Source organism: Zobellia uliginosa (assembly GCF_018860745.1).
Classification (GTDB): Bacteria; Bacteroidota; Bacteroidia; order Flavobacteriales; family Flavobacteriaceae; genus Zobellia; species Zobellia uliginosa_B.
On record NZ_JAHKPY010000003.1, the window covers coordinates 256,901 to 274,125 of the forward strand.

The following is a 17,225-nucleotide window of genomic DNA, read 5'->3' on the forward strand; positions in this document are numbered from 1 at the left end:
ATGCATTCCTCGACGAATGGCAGGTCTATTTACGGTTATATCTGCTTTTTGTTAGGGTTGCCCAACTTCTACGTCTATGCCTTCCGTTGTAAAAGAAAAGGCCTGAGCACCTAATCCACCAACCATTACAGCTTGAAATAGAGGATTGAGCGGGCGTTTGGAATACCAATCAATTATAAAGTTGGCTCCGCTACCTCCAGACGTGTCCTGTTGTTCTATAACATAGTCTATAGATTCCATAGGGCGCAGGTAAATTGCCTGGTCAATGTAGCTCCTTACCAAGTCACCACCTGTGTTGTAGTAATCTATAGTAGTAATGAATAGGCTGTCTTTTAAGCTCGTATTCCTTATACTTAAAGTGGCGGTCAATAATGTTCTTGTATCTCTGGTCTGGTTATAGATATCAGAGTAAATGGGTACATATACTTGTTTAATAAGAGGGTCAACGGTAGTACCATCAACCCTTCTATTTAATGTATGTTCATCAAGTACCTTCACCGGTTTTTCTTCGGTAGGTCGTTTGCAAGAAGCGACAATGGTAACAAGCAAAATGATGCTGGCAATAACCCGAACAGATTTCTCAATAAAAAAATTTCCTTTATCGTATGTATTCATTGCCTTTATTCTTCTGATACTATTACACAAAGGTATCGTTAAAGTAGTTGCCTATTCCCATTCTGTATGGAAAATACCTTCTTTGTCCAATCTTTCATATGTATGCGAACCAAAGAAATCACGTTGAGCCTGTATAAGGTTCAAAGGCAGCCTACTAGTGGTGTACGCATCAAAATAAGTTAGCGAATTTGAAAGTCCAGGTAAAGGAATTCCATTCGCCGCTGCATGTGCAACAAGTTTTCTTGTGGAGTCAACCGTACTTTTAATTTTATCAACAAACTGGTCGGAAAGTAAGAGGTTAGGCAAGTCTTTGTTTGCTTCAAAGGCTTCGGTAATATCGGCTAATAATCCAGCTCTAATAATACAGCCAGCACGCCAGATTTTTGCAATGATAGCAATGTCTAGATTATAGTTGTATTCTTTAGAGGCATCAGCTAATTGGTGCAACCCTTGTGCATAGGTTACTATAAAAGAGAAGTAGAGTGCTTCTTCGGCCATTTTCGCCAATTCTTCTTTATCCAATAGCTTAACATCTGGACGGTCATATAATTTATCGGCTTCAATTCTTTCTTCTTTTAAAGCAGAAATCTCGCGCATGCTTACCGCAATATCTATAGAAGGAACAGGTATACCCAAGTCCATAGCGTTTTGGCTTGTCCATTTTCCAGTACCTTTCTGTTTTGCTTTGTCCAAAATCTGATCAACTAGGTGACCTTTGCCAAGTTCGTCTTTTTGCTCTAGAATCTTAGAAGTAATTTCAACTAGAAAAGATTGCAAACGACCCTGGTTCCATTTAGAGAAGGTATCGTGTATTTCTTCATTGGAAAAATTACCTGCTTTTTTAAGTAGGTCATACACTTCAGAGGTAAGTTGCATTAGGCCGTATTCAATGCCGTTGTGCACCATTTTTACATAATTGCCAGATGATTTCGGTCCCAAATAAGCAACACAAGGTTCTCCTTTGTACTTGGCGGAAACCGCCTCAAAAATCGGTTTTATATGTTGGTATGCAGATTTAGAACCGCCGGGCATTATACTAGGGCCCAAACGAGCGCCTTTTGCACCACCGGAAACACCGGCACCAAAAAAGTTAATGGCTTTATCATGAAGGTAAGCTTCACGACGATCGGTATCCGTGAAAAATGAATTTCCCCCATCTATTAATATATCACCTTTGTCTATATGTGGTAATAGGCTTTCTATGACAGCATCCACAATTTTACCTGCAGGAACCAAAAGCATGATTTTTCTTGGTTCTTTCAGGGCATTTACAAATGTCTTTATGTTGGTAGAGGCATTTACTTTTGCCTCGTGGCCGCCTTCTTCTTTTAAAGCAGCTACTTTTTCCGCATCTAAATCATATCCGTAAGCAGAAAAACCATTATCGGCTACGTTCAATATAAAATTACGTCCCATAACACCGAGACCTATCAATCCAAAATCATATTTTTCTTCCATTTCCTAATTTTAAAATTACATGGGCGACCATAAAATCGATATTATTGGTCGATACAATCAAAATTAAACGAAATTATTGAAATGTAAGATTATCTTAGGGTAAACTCGTTGGTATTGCTGCATCTTTTCGATACTTTTAACCATTCAAATAGTATATGGATACCATCGCATTATGAATAAAACAGAAAATCAGATTCTTGTGATATTTGGCGCTTCTGGCGACTTAACAGCAAGAAAACTTGTACCAGCACTTTTTAATCTTTATCAGGCAGATCAGCTTCCAGATAATTTTGTGGTTCTAGGAACAAGTAGAAGTGATATGACAGACAGCGCTTTTAGAAATAAAGTGGTGTTAGAGAGTAAATATTTAGAAAGTAAGATAGAAGATTCATCGGAGGAATTCATAGCCAACTTTGCCAATAAGTTCTTTTACGAGGATTTGGGGGGGAGTTATGATACGGATTATGGGCGTTTACGAAAGAGGGTAGAAGACCTTAAGAACAAATACCAGACTTCCGGTAACATTATATATTATCTTTCTACGCCTCCTACTTTATATGAAACAATAGCTCATAACTTGTCTGAGGCAGGTATGAACACGCAAAACAATGGTTGGAAGCGTTTAATTGTTGAGAAACCTTTTGGTTATAGCCTAGATACGGCAAAACAACTGAACAATGGTCTGCAGAAATTTTTTAAAGAAGACCAGATTTACAGAATTGATCACTACTTGGGTAAAGAAACAGTGCAGAACCTTCTTATAACCCGTTTTGCCAACAGCATTTTTGAACCCCTTTGGAATCGTAATTATATTCATCATGTAGAAATTACCAATGCAGAAAGTGTTGGTGTGGAAAAAAGAGGTGGTTATTATGATACTTCCGGGGCGTTAAGGGATATGTTCCAAAACCATTTACTACAGATTGTTTCTTTAATTGTAATGGAACCACCTATTAGTGATGCACCGGAAGATATACGTAATGAAAAGGTAAAAGCGTTAAAATCACTTAGGGTGATGAAAACGGACAAGGAACTTTTTAATAATACGATAAGGGCACAATACACTAAATCCGTTATTGATGGGCAAGAAGTAAAAGGCTATCGAGAAGAAGATGGTGTTGATAAAAATTCAACTACTGAAACCTTTGCGGCCATCAAATTTTTTGTAGATAACTGGAGGTGGAAAGACACTCCGTTTTATGTGCGCACTGCCAAAAGAATGCCTACAAAGGCAACCGAAGTGGTAATTCATTTCAAAACACCCCATCATCAAATATTTCAAGAATCAGGATTGGATAGTAAGGACAATAAATTGGTCATTCGTATTCAACCCGATGAAGGTATACTACTTAAGTTCGGAGTGAAAGTACCAGGGCAAGGTTTTAAAGTGGAGCGTGCTAATTTGGATTTCTATTATTCTAGTTTGGCCGAAACCCATGTTATGGACGCTTATGAGCGTTTGCTATTGGATGCAATGCAGGGCGATGCTACTTTATATGCCAGAGCAGATGAAGTTGAAGCTGCATGGGAGTTTGTAGACCCAATATTAAAGTATTGGTCTAGTGGTAAGGACGTAAGAATGTACGGTTATGCTGCTGGTGTTTGGGGACCTGAAAATTCTCACGATTTAATTGAAGGTATTGGCGAATGGAGAAACCCGGGACCTAGCTTAACAGATGACCCGGGCTTCTGCGTTATTTGTTAATATTGAGTTTTTGGGGTGGTGTTTTGATACCACCTTTTTATGAATACAAATATAATTATGGAGTTAAAGATATATCAAGATAAAGACCAAGTAGCCCAAGAGTTTTCAAAATATTTTGCTGAAAAAGCAAAAGGGGAAGCATCTTTTCATGTAGCACTTTCTGGAGGAAGTACACCAAAAATTGTTTTTGATGTTCTTGCAAAGGAATTTGGAGCAAGCATAGATTGGAAATCAGTTCACTTTTACTGGGGAGACGAGCGTTGCGTTCTCCCTACCGATGATGAAAGTAACTATAAAATGACGGTAGAGCACCTATTGTCTAAAATTGATATACCAGAAGAGAATATTCATAGAATTAAAGGAGAGGAAGACCCAGAAGCGGAAGCAGTGCGCTATGCTCAAGTTCTTAAGAATGAACTTCCTTCTAAAAATGGATTTCCTCAGTTTGATTTGGTAATCCTAGGTATGGGAGATGACGGTCATACCGCCTCTATATTTCCTCATGAAATAGAATTATGGCAATCAGAGAATCTTTGTGCGGTAGCTGTACACCCGGATTCGGGTCAAAAAAGAATTACTATAACCGGTAATGTTATTAACCACTCAAAAACGGTTGCTTTTTTAGTGACAGGTGCTACTAAAGAAGAGAAAGTTGGCGAAATTATAAATTGCGATGGGGCATGTGAAACATACCCTGCCAATTTAGTAGCTCCAACCTCTGGTGATCTACTGTGGTTTTTAGATAAGGCAGCTGCCGCAAAAATTAAGGAAGGTCAAGTTTAACGTTCTCGTTGCTTAAACTTTCCAAATGCATTTCTAATTTAAATTGACTAGAATCGAACTGGGTGTCTCTGGAGAAAGCCTCTTCTTTTCGTTGCTTACTTCTGGCAAAACGCCTAACACCTTGTTCATTTTCTAAAAGTAGACCTGGAATAGGTACACCTTTCCCTTTCTCATCTTTGGCCACCATTGTAAAATAAGATGAATTACAATGGCGCTTTGTACCTGATTTAATATCTTGTGACTCTACACGTACCCCAACAACCATAGATGTTCTTCCGGTGTAATTGATAGAAGCACGTAGGGTTAATAATTCGCCCACTTCTACGGGATGTAAAAAATCTACTCGATTTACAGAGGCCGTTACGCAATACATTTGAGAATGTTTAGAGGCACAGGCAAAAGCTATCTGATCCATAAGACTAAGAATGTGGCCCCCGTGAACTTTACCGCCAAAATTAGAGTGGGAGGGTAGCATTAGTTCTGTAATCGATACCCTAGATTCGCTTGCAGTTTTATATTTTTCCATTATTTTCTGAAATGAGGTGATTCTTCTAGCTCTACTTGAGTAACAAAATATTTACTATCGCCTAACCAAAGAAAGGTGGCAAAACGTTCTACATAGTGCAATTTCACATACTGTCCTTGGTATTCTTGCAATTGCTCAATAACCTCTTTGTCCTTGTCCAAAACGGAAAAGGCAAAAATCTGAGCACCGGAAATACCTTGGCTTATTTCTCCTTCCCAAGTTTTTATCATTACTCCTTTGTGACTTATTTTAATAAGCTCCCCGGAGCGTATACCATCACTGTAGGTAACAAAGTATATAAACGCATAAACAATGCCGAATAGGGCAACAATAATCCCTAGGGTAACAAAAAGCGACTTTTTCATAATTCTAAATTTAGTTCGCTTTCAAAATCATCATCTTGAGCGCGTTTTAATATGGGTTCGGGAAGCGATTTTTTAGCTTTAGCTCCCATTTTTTTCAATTTTTCTATACTAATAACTATGTTGCCACGACCTGCAACAAGCTTGTTCATGGCTCCCTTGTATTCAGATTTGGCCTCGTCCATCTTCTTGCCCACTTTGGTGAGGTCGTTTACGAAACCTTCAAACTTATCGTAAAGCGCCCCGGCCTGTCTAGCAATTTCAATGGCATTGCGTTGTTGTTTTTCATTGTTCCACATACTATCTATCGTACGTAATGTAGCTAATAAAGTAGATGGTGTAACAATTACTATATTCTGTTCAAAGGCTTTATTGTAAAGTGTACTGTCATTATTTATGGCAATGGCAAAAGCAGGTTCTATAGGAACGAACATCAGAACAAAATCCGGACTCTCCATAACATAGAGATCTTCGTATTTCTTAGCTGATAGCTGGTCTACGTGCCTTTTTAAAGAGTTGATATGGTCTTTTAAGAATTTGTCTCGCAACCCATCCTCCGCATTTACAAAGCGCTCATAATCGGTTAGAGAGACCTTGGAATCTACCACCATTTTCTTACCATCGGGAAGATTTATGATAACATCCGGAAGCACCCGGGAACCATCCTCTCTTGTAAAACTCTGTTGTACGGTATACTCACGGTCTTTTTCCAGTCCGGATTTTTCCAGTACTCGTTCTAGTACCAATTCCCCCCAGTTTCCTTGCATTTTACTGTCACCTTTTAAGGCTTTGGTAAGGTTTTCGGCCTCTTGCGTAATCTTCAGGTTTTGGCTCTGTAGATTTATAAGTTGTTCTTTTAAAGCGGAATGTATACTGATGTTTTCCTTCTGACTTTCTTCAACTTTCTTTTCAAAAAGTTGAATTTTTTCATTTAGTGGGGATAGGATGTCCTTTATGTTCTTCTCGTTACGCTCGGTAAATTTCAGGCTTTTCTCTTCTAAAATCTTATTGGCAAGGTTTTCAAACTCTTTGGTGAATTTCTCTTGAAGCTTTTCAACTTCGTTTTTCTGCTCTCTATTCTTAAGTTGAAGGTTCTCTAAATCTGCCTGATAGCGAACAATTTGGTTACCCATATGCTCTTTTTCGTTCTGTAGATTGGCTTTATGTAATTCGCTATCTTTTAAGCGCTGCTCCAATACCCTAAGATTGGTATGTAGTTGCTGCTCCCGTTCTTCTAATGCGCCCTGGCTAGACTTTGTTTTTAAGTTTTGAATGTAGTTCCCTAGGAAGTATCCCACGGCAAGGCAAATCAATCCTATTAACAAATATATGAGGTAAATGTTCATATGTAAAGTAAAGCGTTCGGGGGTAAAGATACAAGATTGGTATGAAAACCAAACACTACTCCCACGTTACTTTTTTATTCGAAAAGAACCTGTTTTAGGGTCGAACGAGACGGTATCCGAAGGAAATAACGACTCAAAGGCTTTTTGTTCAATTAATTCACAAGGCTTACCAAAATAATTGTTTTTTCCGTCTAATAATACCATTTTATCACACAGTTGAATAGCCATTTCTATCTCATGAGAGGTAAAAAGAACGGTCTTTTTGGTAGTGTGGGCTATATTGCGAAGAAGCTTTAAAATCTGCACCTTGTGATATAGGTCTAAATGTGTGGTTGGCTCATCAAGAAGTATAATGGAAGTGTCTTGAGCCAGCGCTCTGGCGATCATAACACGCTGTAGTTGCCCATCACTGAGTTCAAAACATTTTTTATGTTGTAAATCTTCTAGCTCCAAGGAAATGATGGCCTCTTTTATTTTTTCTTTATCATTAGCAGATAAAGTGCCTAGCCAATTCGTATAGGGCTGCCTGCCTAAAGCGATTAATTCTTGAACGGATAAATTTTTAGAAGCAACGGGTTCCGTTAAGACTAGACTTATCTCTGCCGATAGTTCTAGAGGAGAATAAGATACAATTGGTTTATCCTTTACTACAAGACAACCACTTAAAACGGGTTGAGTGCTACCAAGCGTACGTAATAAGGTAGATTTTCCAATTCCGTTTATACCTACAATGGCTGCAAGTTCACCCGGTTCTATACCAAAATTGATATTTTTGGCAATCACTTTTTCTCCATACCCTATAGAAAGGTTGACCGCAGAAATGGTACTATATTTTTTATGAAGACCGACGATGAATTTTTTTAAAGTTGTTTTTTGATATTTTCAGGCAATTTACTGATGTTCTTTATTTTAATGTTTTTGTAATACACTTCACAAGCCTCAGATTGGAATTGAATTTTTCCTTTGGTCAGTGATTTGGCAATTCCCTCTTTTGTGTATTCCTTGGCATTTTCAAGTACCATAACTACTTTTTCGTTTACAATATGATAGGCTTTGTCATTAATACAGATAAGTTCCAAACGGGTCCACTTCCCATGCGCCTTTTCAAAATTAGCCATTCTTCTGCAACGACCATCACCACCTGTCTTAAAAGTTCTCATTTCTCCCTTTGGATCATAGAACCAAAATTCTTTTCCGTTCTCGTTCTTTTTAGAAGCTTTGATATCCATGCTTACACCTGCCAATGGAAAAAAGTCGCCACAGTCTGTTTCTTGAACTTGCATTTCTGGGGCACGCATCCAAACGTTCCAAAATTGTCCGTGCGGTTCTTGAGCATGATAAAGTACACCGCTATCCCTTTTGTCATTTAAACGAGGCTCGTATTTTTTGGTTCCCCATTTGATATCAAAAACCAAATGATAGTTCTCATATTCTTTTTTGGTACTTAATCCTCCATAGATTTTACCGCTAACGTTTAAAACAGTTTCACCGTTTTCTTGAGAGGTGGAGAAAACATTTAAAGGGTCGTTATTCAGACCAATTGGTGTTCCGTGCATTCCGTCTCCCTTTTCGTGACCTTCTAGGTCCAAGGAGGTGTGGGGAACACCAATAAAAATATCCCAATTGGTAAGGTCTTTGTCCAGTAAGTTTTCCCAGTCTTTGTCATTATTTTGAGCAGTACTAGCTACACAAGTGAGAAGAAGCAAAAGACAGTTTAATTTGGTTAGCATAAATGTTATTATTGGTTCTTTTGATAGTCAAAATAGAGGTTTGAGAAGCGGGAGTTTCCTGTGTATAAAACTACACTATTAGATTTTGGAAGTGTATAACATATGATTTTATATGTATAAATTAATAGCTCTTTTACGAAGATTTAATTAAAATACCATTTTCTTTTTTCTCACTAATAACCAGATGACCACAGGAGCACCTAGTATACTGGTTATGGCATTTATGGGTAGGACTTCTGCACTGTTTGGTAATTGTGCGATCGTGTCGCAAATAAGCATTAGAATAGCGCCATAGATTACCACTGCAGGAAGTAAAATACGATGCTCCGTTGTATTGAATATTTGGCGAGTAAGATGAGGAACGGCCAAACCAATAAATGCTATGGGACCGGCAAAAGCTGTAATACCACCCGCTAAAAGACCGGTTGCTATTATAATTTGATAACGGGAGTGTACTAAATTCACGCCTAAACTTTTTGCATAGTTTTCCCCTAAAAGTAGCGCGTTAAGAGGCTTTATTGAAAGAACACTTAGAACTAGGCCTATAAGGACAACAATACTCAATATTCCTAGTTGCTGCCATGATAGATTGCCAACACTGCCAAAGGACCAATATACGAACTGTTGTAGTTTTTCAGCATCACTAAAATAGGATAGGACACTAACAATGGCGGCGCTAATACTCCCGAACATAAGACCAATGATTAAAAGAGTCATAGTATCCTTTACTTTGGCCGCAATGGTTATAACTGCCAGAAGCACTAAAAAACTGCCTATACTAGAAACAATGGCGAGTGATACATCTGTTATTAAACTAAAACCGAATAGGGAAGTAAGGGTTGCAGACCCCATAATTAGAAATGCAGCACCTAAACTTGCCCCAGAGCTGATACCCAGCACAAATGGACCTGCCAGCGGGTTCCTGAACAAAGTTTGCATTAAAAGTCCGCTTAAGGCAAGACCAGAACCAACAAGAACAGCGGTAAAGGCTTTTGGAATTCTATAATTCCAAATTATATATTCCCAAGCTGTGTTTTCTAAAGTACCTCCTAAAACAGAGTGTAATATCTCTGAAAAAGGAATGGATACGGAACCCAAACAAATATTCATACCCCAAATAACTACTAAAACCAATAGTAAGATGATAAAGGAATTACGGTATGTTTTTGGCTTATCCAATTATTCTAGTGGCTTAAAGAAATAAAGTTCATGATCAGGTAACAATTCAGGATGAAAAATATGAATGAGGTCTTTTAGTACCAAATCCGGTCGCATAGGTCCCAATTCATAATATAACAATCCTCCTGTAGCTCCTTTGGTAATAGTATTAGAGAAGACAGTTTTGTTTTTGTATGCATCAAATTGGGTGTAATGTTTATTGGATTCTCCAATATCTTCATATGAAGTAAGCATAGAAGGGTTTAGCCAATAATCCGCATGTTGCGCTGTGGCAAGAACGGTCTCTAAACTTTGGCTAATACCCCCGGTTTCTTGCGTTTCTTTCCAAAGATAATCCGTTTTGGCATCTTTTAGAAATTGCGCCATCCAGCTTTTTCCTCCGGCAACATGCCACACATCTTTATATAATCCTCCGGTAAGTACCGTTGGTTTTTTGGTAACGTTCTCTACAATACTTTTTGTTTGAAAATATGATTGTTCTATCGACTTAAAAATACTATCTGCTTTAGTTTCGAGTCCGAAAAAAGGTGCGAAAAATTTAACCCACTCCGCTTTTCCTAAAGGAGATTCTTCCGTCCAATCGCCATTATATACAATAGGAATATTAGAACGTATTACAGTTTCGTATGCCTTGTTCTGGTTGTTCATTCCAAACCCAACCACAACATCTGGTCTTAGGCTAATAGCTATTTCCGTATTTAAAGTTTCATTATTGCCCAATTCTTTAATGTCCCCATTGTCAATCAGTTTACGTGCGTTTTCAGAAGAGATTAATTCAGTTTTTGGAAAGCCAACTAATTTATCAAGAACTCCCAAAGCTTCAAGAGAAGGTATGTGTGTAGTAGAAGTTACTATTAGACGCTCTATAGGTGTGGCAATAATAGCATCGTACTCATCTTTGTTGAGGGTCATTGATGCCATTTTATCTTTTGGAATCAGTGCGTACTTAAAAGAAGTATTAGCTCCTGGCCATGCAGATGAAACTTCAATTATAGTAAGTCCGTTGTTGGACTTTTCAATTGTAAAACCCTTTGCATGGCTTATTTCAATTTCCTGGGGATGATTATTTTCTGGAGGAAATCCATTTTTTTTATCCGTTTTACAAGCGATAAAGAGACAGAGTACAAATAGTAATATATTGTTTTTCAATGTGTTTTGTTCGTGTTTGTTCCAGATATAAAAAGTTCTTACGTTGCTAAAGGTAATGTGTTTATCCGCTAAGAGAAAAGACGGTAAGTAATTATTTTAAAAAGATCGGATACTTGGTTATTTTGTTAGCATAGTTCTAATTCGTTTATACCTATGTCTAGTAAAATTGTTTAAGGGCTGTCATTAGTTCATTATATTTGACGCTTAAAAATAATTATGATGAAGAAAGTTTTATTTGTTTTGGCCTTGGTTGTATTTGCTTCTTGTGGAGATGATGATGTAGATTACGCGGTTAAGAATGAACAGGATATAAAAGCATATGTTGAAGCAAACGGTTTGGATGCTACTAGAAGTGAGTCCGGTCTTTACTATGTTGTTGAGGAAGAAGGTACAGGCGAAAGACCCACTATTAACTCTAGTGTTACTGTAGCTTATAAGGGTTATTTTTTAGATGGAGATGTTTTTGATGAAAGCAGTTCAGAAGGTGCTACTTTTCCTCTTCAGAGGGTGATTGCTGGTTGGACAGAAGGTATTAGGTACTTTAAAGAAGGCGGAAACGGTATTTTACTTGTACCAGCGGCTTTGGCTTATGGTGACGCTGGTGTTTCTGGTATTCCTGGTGGTTCAGCACTTGTTTTTGAGGTTAACCTCTTGGAAGTAAATTAAATTATAATGCTTTATGATAAAAACACCCTTCATGCGAAGGGTGTTTTTTTTAGGTTGTATTTGTCAATGAATTTACTACCTTCGCCGCGAATTTTGGTTCGATTAAGTAACATATACTTTGTCGATTAAAAGGGAATCCGGTTAAAATCCGGAACTGTTCCCGCAACTGTAAGTTTACACCAAGCTATGCTTGGTGCCTCTTAGGAGGGTGTTATTTTCTTCAACACCACTGTCTAAGTAATAGATGGGAAGGTAAGATAACATTGAGCAAGTCAGGAGACCTGCCATTTTCATAACCTTAAACAAGACTTTCGGGTAAAAGGTCTTTAACGGTATGAGAGATAATAAACCATTTTTGATTATTCTTGTTTTCTTATGCACTTTGTTTGGCAATGCCCAACAGGATAGCATAACAGTTTTGGACGAAGTGATTCTTACTGATGTTCGACTTTTGCATTTTTCGAATGGAAAGGTAGACGTTCTAAAAGATTCTTTAGTTGACCGTAATGGCAGCTCTTTGACTGACCTTCTGCAATTTAACTCTAGTATTTATTTAAAGGAAAATGGATTAGGAATGCTTTCTTCTCCATCTTTCCGAGGAACTAATGCTTCACAAACAGCCGTCATCTGGAATGGCATCAATATTAATTCACAACTTACAGGTCAGGTTGATTTTAATACAATTGTGCCAAGAAATTACGGCTCTATAAGTATTAGAAGTGGGGGAGGAAGTGTGCAATTTGGTAGTGGAGCGATTGGTGGTAGTGTGCATTTGAATGACCTATTTCGATTCGGCAAACATTCAGAACATGAGTTACTCTTTAGTTATGGGAGTTTTGATACAAAGAATTTTAATTACCGTACTTCTATTGGGTCAAAGAAAACCACAGTAGGTTTAGGAATAAACTATCTTGAATCGGAAAACGACTATAAATATTTGGGAACAAACCAAAGGAATGAAAATGGCGCCTTTAATAATGTTAATGTCAATGCTAATATAGGACATGAAATAAACGATAGTCAATTACTAAAATTCTATCATAACACTTTTATTGGTGACCGTGATTTTTCAGGAACTATTACTGCACCTTCCAATTCTAATTATCGTGATTATAATTCCCGTAACCTTTTGGAATGGAGTCATTTTAATGAAAAACAAATTCATCGGGTTAAATTAGGTTACTTATACGAAAAGTACAAATACTATGATAATAAAGAGCGTGCAGATTTTTCCTTTGGAAATACAAATACATTTTTGATCAATTATGATTACAAAATTAATTTCAAGGATATTGTTCTCAATGGCATTGCCGATTACAGTTATATTGAAGCTAAAGGAACTTCTCTTGAAAATGGTACCAGAAAAACACTAGCCACAACCCTTTTATTCAAACATAATTTAAGTGAGAAGGTTACCTACGGAGCCAACCTTAGAAAAGAGTTTATAAATGATTACAAAAGCCCGTTTGTTTATTCTTTAAACGGCAGATATTCTTTTAACTCCCACCACACTATTTATTTGAATGCTTCAAAAAACTACAGGGTTCCCACGTTCAATGAAGTCTATTGGATTTTAGGTGGAGGATCAGGTGGTAACCCTGATATTAGACCTGAATCTTCACTACAGGCAGAAATAGGGCAGACCTTTAAAAAAGAGAAGTATACTTTTCAATGGGCTGCTTTTTATATTGATTCTGAGGATCTTATTCAGTGGAGGCCAAACGATATGGGAATTTGGACTCCCATCAATATTAATAACGCGTCAAATTATGGTCTTGAAGTTTCGTTAGAGTTAGCGGAAAAATGGGGAAACCATAATCTTACTTGGAAAAATAGCTATGCACTGACTAAGGCGGTAGATTCTGAAACTAATAAATCGTTAATGTATGTGCCAGAACATAAGGTAACATCTATTCTAACATATGCCTATTTAGACTGGCGATTATTTTATCAATTATTCGTTAATAGCAGCGTTTTTATCACTTCAGATAATTCTGAGTCTTTGTTGGGGTATGCCGTATCGAACTTAGGCTTGAGTAGAAGTTTTAAAATAAAGGAAAAAATGAATATTGAGACTTCGCTGCAAGTCAATAATCTATTCAATAAAAATTATCAAAATGTTGCCTTCAGGCCTATGCCAAATAGGAATGTACAATTAAAGTTAAAGTTTAAAATTTAAAAAAAGAACAAAATGAAAATGAAACAAGTATCAATTTTAGTAGCCATGGCGGCCTTATTTACAGTTAGTTGTTCAAATGATGACGATGGAGTTGTAATTGAAGAGGTGAAGGGAGATTACCAAAATGGAATTTTAATAGCAAATGAAGGTCCCTTTAACAACGGTAGCGGAACGGTAACTTATATATCTAACGATTCATTACTAGTAAAAGATGCTATTTTTAAATTAGAAAATAATGAAGATGTAGGTAACATTCTACAGTCTATCGCCTTTAATGAAGAACTGGCTTATATTGTGGTCAATAATTCACATAAAATTCATGTGGTCAATCGGTATACTTTTAAAAGCGAGGGAGTAATAGATGATGGCCTTTTAAACCCTAGATATATGACTGTTTCAAATGGGAAGGGTTATGTTACCAATTGGGGAGATACTGCAGATGAAACTGATGATTATATTGCCGTTATTGATTTAATTTCCAATACGGTTTCAGAATCTATTCCTGTTGAGTTAGGGCCGGAAGCTATCACTTCCAATGCTAATTTTGTCTATGTAGCCCATAAAGGAGCATTCGGTCAGAATAATAAGGTTTCAATAATTGATTCTTCTTCGGACTTAATTACATCTACGCTAACCGTTGGAGATTTTCCTAATTCCATGCAATGGGATACTGCCGGAAACTTATGGGTATTAAGCAGCGGTGCTCCAGAATATACTGGGGAAGAAACCAATGGAACACTTACGGAAATTAACACATCAGACAATACTATTTCACAGACTTTAGATTTTGATACTACAGAGCATCCAAGTGCTTTGAGTGTAGAAGATGATACATTTTATTATGGGATGTCTAATGCCGTTTATACATTTGAACCTGGATTGGATGCTTTGCCAACTGAAGCTTTTATAAATGATGTATCGTTTTATACTATGACTGTTAATGACGGTAAACTTTATGGAACAGATGCTAAAGATTATGTTAGTAAAGGAGATTTGTATATTTATGATTTGAATACGAAGACATTAACCAATACTATTTCTGTAGGTATTATTCCAGGAGGTATATACTTTAATTAAAACTGATGCTTAAAGCCTGTTCTTTTATGCCTGCTGTAACACAAATGCTCTATGATATGGGTTTGCAAGAACATTTGTATGGTGTTACGTTTGAATGTCCCCCACAGGCCCTGAAAGAGAAAAAACCAGTAGTGCGGTGTATCTTAGAAGGTAAGAATTATACAAGTAAACAGATAGATGTCTTTTTCTCTGAAAGTAAACAAGAAGGGAAGAAACTCTACTATGTAGATGAGGAAGCATTGGCGGAAATAGCGCCAGACATCATATTTACTCAAGATATGTGTGATGTTTGCCAGATTGATACGGAATGTACAGCAGCAGCCGTTGCAAATCTTGACAAACAGCCAGAACTCATTTCTATTAGTCCTATGGGTTTTGATGATGTTTTTCAGAATGCCGTTACCATAGCAAAAGCATTGGATAAAGAAGAGGTTGCCTATGCATATTTAATAAAGTTAAATGACCGTGTTAATCATGTAATAGATACTATAATAGCATCCAAGGCTCCTAAAAAGAAGGTGTTGTTGTTAGAATGGTTGGAACCTATTTATAATTGTGGACATTGGATTCCTCATCAGATAGATTTTGCCGGTGGTGTAGATATGTTATCTAACCCATCTGGGAATAGCGGGGTTATTTCTTGGGAAGATATTTTAGCGTACAATCCAGAAGTGATTGTGATAGCCCCATGCGGATTTAGTATGAAAAGAACATTGTCAGAAATGCACTTATTACTTTTAAAAGACGGATGGAATTCACTGGAGGCAGTACAGAAACAACAGGTATTTATAACAGATTTTGATTTGTTTACGCAATCATCTGCAGGAACGTTGGTAGATGGCATAGAATTATTGGCAGGATTGTTTCATCCGGAAGCAATTTCTATTCCTTCGCGCTTAAAAGGTAAGTATCAAAAGTTTTACGAGTATTAAAAAATTAAAAGTGTCTAGTCCTAAATATGGGAGGAGATCACTGAAAATTTGTTATTTTATTAGATTAAAAATAAATGGAATACTTGGTAAAATAATTATAATAATAAAAGGATATGTATATCCGCAAAAAATAAGCAAATTAGAAGTAATATATTCATAAAATGGGATTTTATGTTTTTTACGGTTTCTACTTTCTATTCTCAGAAATATTAAATAAATCCAAAAAGAAAAGAAAAAGAAAATATAAAACTTTAAGTAAGAAAACCCTTTTGCGCCTAATCGCTCATTAAGACCTAAGTCAAATATTTTAACAATAATTTCAGGCAATGAAAGTAATAATATAAGACTTAACCCTAAAAAGTTAATCCATCTAATAAATATCAAATAAGGACTATTCGGGGCAATCATCTTCGTTAAATTCATGGTGTTTTCCATATTCATTTTCCGTATTAAATGGTTTTGTTTCCCCATTCGATTTTTCAATTTCATTTTTTAATTTTGTCTGTGGATAGTGTCCAATAACCTTAAGGTTATCGGAACTACCTATTGAATAGTATTTCATAAAGTTAGTTTATATTCTATTAGCTGGGTTAAGAACATTTCTAAAGTAATTACGATTTGTAGTAGTTTAACAAGTTTAAACATTAAACCATAGTGCTGGTTTAATAATGGAATAAAAGATAGGATTTTTTAATCCTAAATTAGGGAAGGTCTACATTTTGAATATTAGTCTAATCAAATATTTGTTAAGGAATATTACCAGATTATAGGTGAATCGGTAACATATATATATTGTTTTTTAGAGGTGTAAACATTTTGGAGCTTGCCATAGTTTCAATAGGTAGCACTACCTTCTGCTCACCTTTAGCACAAGAACCTGTTATTAATTTTATGGCTTCCGCAAGGTAGGGTTCTTCTAAATCGCCCAAAACTCCCATTTTTGTAACGTCTTCTTGTAATGGTTCATCAGGAAAAAGCCCACTGGTGAAATTCTTAAACCCTCATATGTTATAATTCATTTTGTAATTCTGCTTTAAACTCTTTATCAAGCATAAGTACTTGTTCTAAAATATTTTTAAAATCATTATCTGATGCAGAAATTGGAAGATTGCATTTAACCAAGTCTTCAAACTTATAATTATTCAATACTGCCAAAGAATCAAATCGGGAAGCAAACGTTGCGAATTCTTCCTCTATATTTTTAATAGAATAAATACATTCTATTAAACCTTTATTAAAAGATATACTTAAATAAATAATGAGATCATTGATTATCTCTTCCATGTAAAAACACTTATCCCTGTTACTATATGACATACATGGATATAAGATATTTGATTCTCTAATAACATTAATTGACGGGGTTTTGCCATCTTTGAAATTACCAAAATTATTACATAGGGCTATGTATATATCGGAAAAGCCTATTTTACTTAAGGTGGGTATTAAAATTTCATTATCCATTAGCAAGCATAATATTTTGCTAAAAATATAATTTCTATTCTATATTCTCTCACT

Annotated in this window: 18 protein-coding genes and 1 riboswitch; of the genes, 6 read left to right on the top strand and 12 right to left on the bottom strand. The window is 36.3% G+C overall.

The features are described 5' to 3' along the window. Window positions 1-51: 51 nt before the first annotated feature. Entirely contained in the window at window positions 52-615 is a 564-nt protein-coding gene (locus KO521_RS04830; RefSeq protein ID WP_215938782.1) for a DUF3124 domain-containing protein, read from the bottom strand. A gap of 51 nt (window positions 616-666) precedes the next feature. Further along, entirely contained in the window at window positions 667-2,073 is a 1,407-nt protein-coding gene (gndA, locus tag KO521_RS04835; protein ID WP_215938783.1) for an NADP-dependent phosphogluconate dehydrogenase, read from the bottom strand. Between the two features lie 172 nt (window positions 2,074-2,245). Here gndA and zwf point away from each other — a divergent pair, with 172 nt between their 5' ends. Both zwf and pgl read left to right on the top strand, forming a co-directional pair. Continuing rightward, a complete protein-coding gene (zwf, locus tag KO521_RS04840; RefSeq protein ID WP_215938784.1) occupies window positions 2,246-3,778 on the top strand; it encodes a glucose-6-phosphate dehydrogenase in 1,533 nt (510 codons plus the stop codon). A gap of 57 nt (window positions 3,779-3,835) precedes the next feature. Beyond that, window positions 3,836-4,561, top strand: coding sequence for a 6-phosphogluconolactonase (gene pgl / locus KO521_RS04845; RefSeq protein WP_215939557.1), 726 nt, complete (start codon window positions 3,836-3,838; stop codon window positions 4,559-4,561). On the opposite strand, the gene KO521_RS04850 is transcribed toward pgl, so the two are convergent. The 7 genes from KO521_RS04850 to KO521_RS04880 all read right to left on the bottom strand — a co-directional run bounded on the left by KO521_RS04850 (window position 4,542) and on the right by KO521_RS04880 (window position 10,853). Continuing rightward, window positions 4,542-5,087 (bottom strand): acyl-CoA thioesterase, encoded by a 546-nt coding sequence (locus KO521_RS04850; protein WP_215938785.1) that lies wholly within the window; start codon window positions 5,085-5,087, stop codon window positions 4,542-4,544. The genes pgl and KO521_RS04850 overlap by 20 nt on opposite strands. Beyond that, on the bottom strand, window positions 5,087-5,452 hold the full coding sequence (locus tag KO521_RS04855) for a 6-phosphogluconate dehydrogenase (RefSeq protein WP_215938786.1): 366 nt from the start codon (window positions 5,450-5,452) through the stop codon (window positions 5,087-5,089). Before KO521_RS04855 ends, KO521_RS04850 begins: the two co-directional genes overlap by 1 nt. Then, a complete protein-coding gene (gene rmuC / locus KO521_RS04860) occupies window positions 5,449-6,795 on the bottom strand; it encodes a DNA recombination protein RmuC (protein ID WP_215938787.1) in 1,347 nt (448 codons plus the stop codon). The genes KO521_RS04855 and rmuC overlap by 4 nt, the downstream gene beginning before the upstream one ends. A gap of 66 nt (window positions 6,796-6,861) precedes the next feature. Then, window positions 6,862-7,578: an ABC transporter ATP-binding protein gene (locus KO521_RS04865; RefSeq protein ID WP_354668193.1), complete on the bottom strand. Its 717-nt coding sequence runs from the start codon at window positions 7,576-7,578 to the stop codon at window positions 6,862-6,864. 77 nt (window positions 7,579-7,655) lie between these two features. Next, on the bottom strand, window positions 7,656-8,525 hold the full coding sequence (locus tag KO521_RS04870; RefSeq protein WP_215938788.1) for a 3-keto-disaccharide hydrolase: 870 nt from the start codon (window positions 8,523-8,525) through the stop codon (window positions 7,656-7,658). Window positions 8,526-8,672: 147 nt separating this feature from the next. After that, complete coding sequence (locus KO521_RS04875) at window positions 8,673-9,704, bottom strand: FecCD family ABC transporter permease (protein WP_215938789.1); 1,032 nt, start codon at window positions 9,702-9,704, stop codon at window positions 8,673-8,675. Further along, entirely contained in the window at window positions 9,705-10,853 is a 1,149-nt protein-coding gene (locus KO521_RS04880; protein WP_215938790.1) for an ABC transporter substrate-binding protein, read from the bottom strand. Between the two features lie 216 nt (window positions 10,854-11,069). Here KO521_RS04880 and KO521_RS04885 point away from each other — a divergent pair, with 216 nt between their 5' ends. The 4 genes from KO521_RS04885 (at window position 11,070) to KO521_RS04900 (ending at window position 15,707) form a co-directional block, all read left to right on the top strand. Beyond that, window positions 11,070-11,519, top strand: coding sequence for an FKBP-type peptidyl-prolyl cis-trans isomerase (locus KO521_RS04885; RefSeq protein ID WP_354668194.1), 450 nt, complete (start codon window positions 11,070-11,072; stop codon window positions 11,517-11,519). A 77-nt stretch (window positions 11,520-11,596) separates the two neighbouring features. Then, window positions 11,597-11,822, top strand: a riboswitch (cobalamin riboswitch). Window positions 11,823-11,853: 31 nt separating this feature from the next. Further along, window positions 11,854-13,698, top strand: a complete 1,845-nt coding sequence (locus KO521_RS04890) for a TonB-dependent receptor plug domain-containing protein (protein WP_215938791.1) — start codon at window positions 11,854-11,856, stop codon at window positions 13,696-13,698. 18 nt (window positions 13,699-13,716) lie between these two features. Further along, on the top strand, window positions 13,717-14,775 hold the full coding sequence (locus KO521_RS04895) for a YncE family protein (protein ID WP_252729849.1): 1,059 nt from the start codon (window positions 13,717-13,719) through the stop codon (window positions 14,773-14,775). Window positions 14,776-14,801: 26 nt separating this feature from the next. After that, on the top strand, window positions 14,802-15,707 hold the full coding sequence (locus KO521_RS04900; protein WP_215938793.1) for an ABC transporter substrate-binding protein: 906 nt from the start codon (window positions 14,802-14,804) through the stop codon (window positions 15,705-15,707). Between the two features lie 391 nt (window positions 15,708-16,098). On the opposite strand, the gene KO521_RS04905 is transcribed toward KO521_RS04900, so the two are convergent. The 3 genes from KO521_RS04905 to KO521_RS04915 form a co-directional block, all read right to left on the bottom strand. Then, window positions 16,099-16,269: a hypothetical protein gene (locus tag KO521_RS04905; protein WP_215938794.1), complete on the bottom strand. Its 171-nt coding sequence runs from the start codon at window positions 16,267-16,269 to the stop codon at window positions 16,099-16,101. Between the two features lie 202 nt (window positions 16,270-16,471). Then, window positions 16,472-16,636 (bottom strand): hypothetical protein, encoded by a 165-nt coding sequence (locus KO521_RS04910; protein ID WP_215938795.1) that lies wholly within the window; start codon window positions 16,634-16,636, stop codon window positions 16,472-16,474. A gap of 79 nt (window positions 16,637-16,715) precedes the next feature. After that, on the bottom strand, window positions 16,716-17,171 hold the full coding sequence (locus tag KO521_RS04915; RefSeq protein ID WP_215938796.1) for a hypothetical protein: 456 nt from the start codon (window positions 17,169-17,171) through the stop codon (window positions 16,716-16,718). Window positions 17,172-17,225 lie beyond the last annotated feature (54 nt).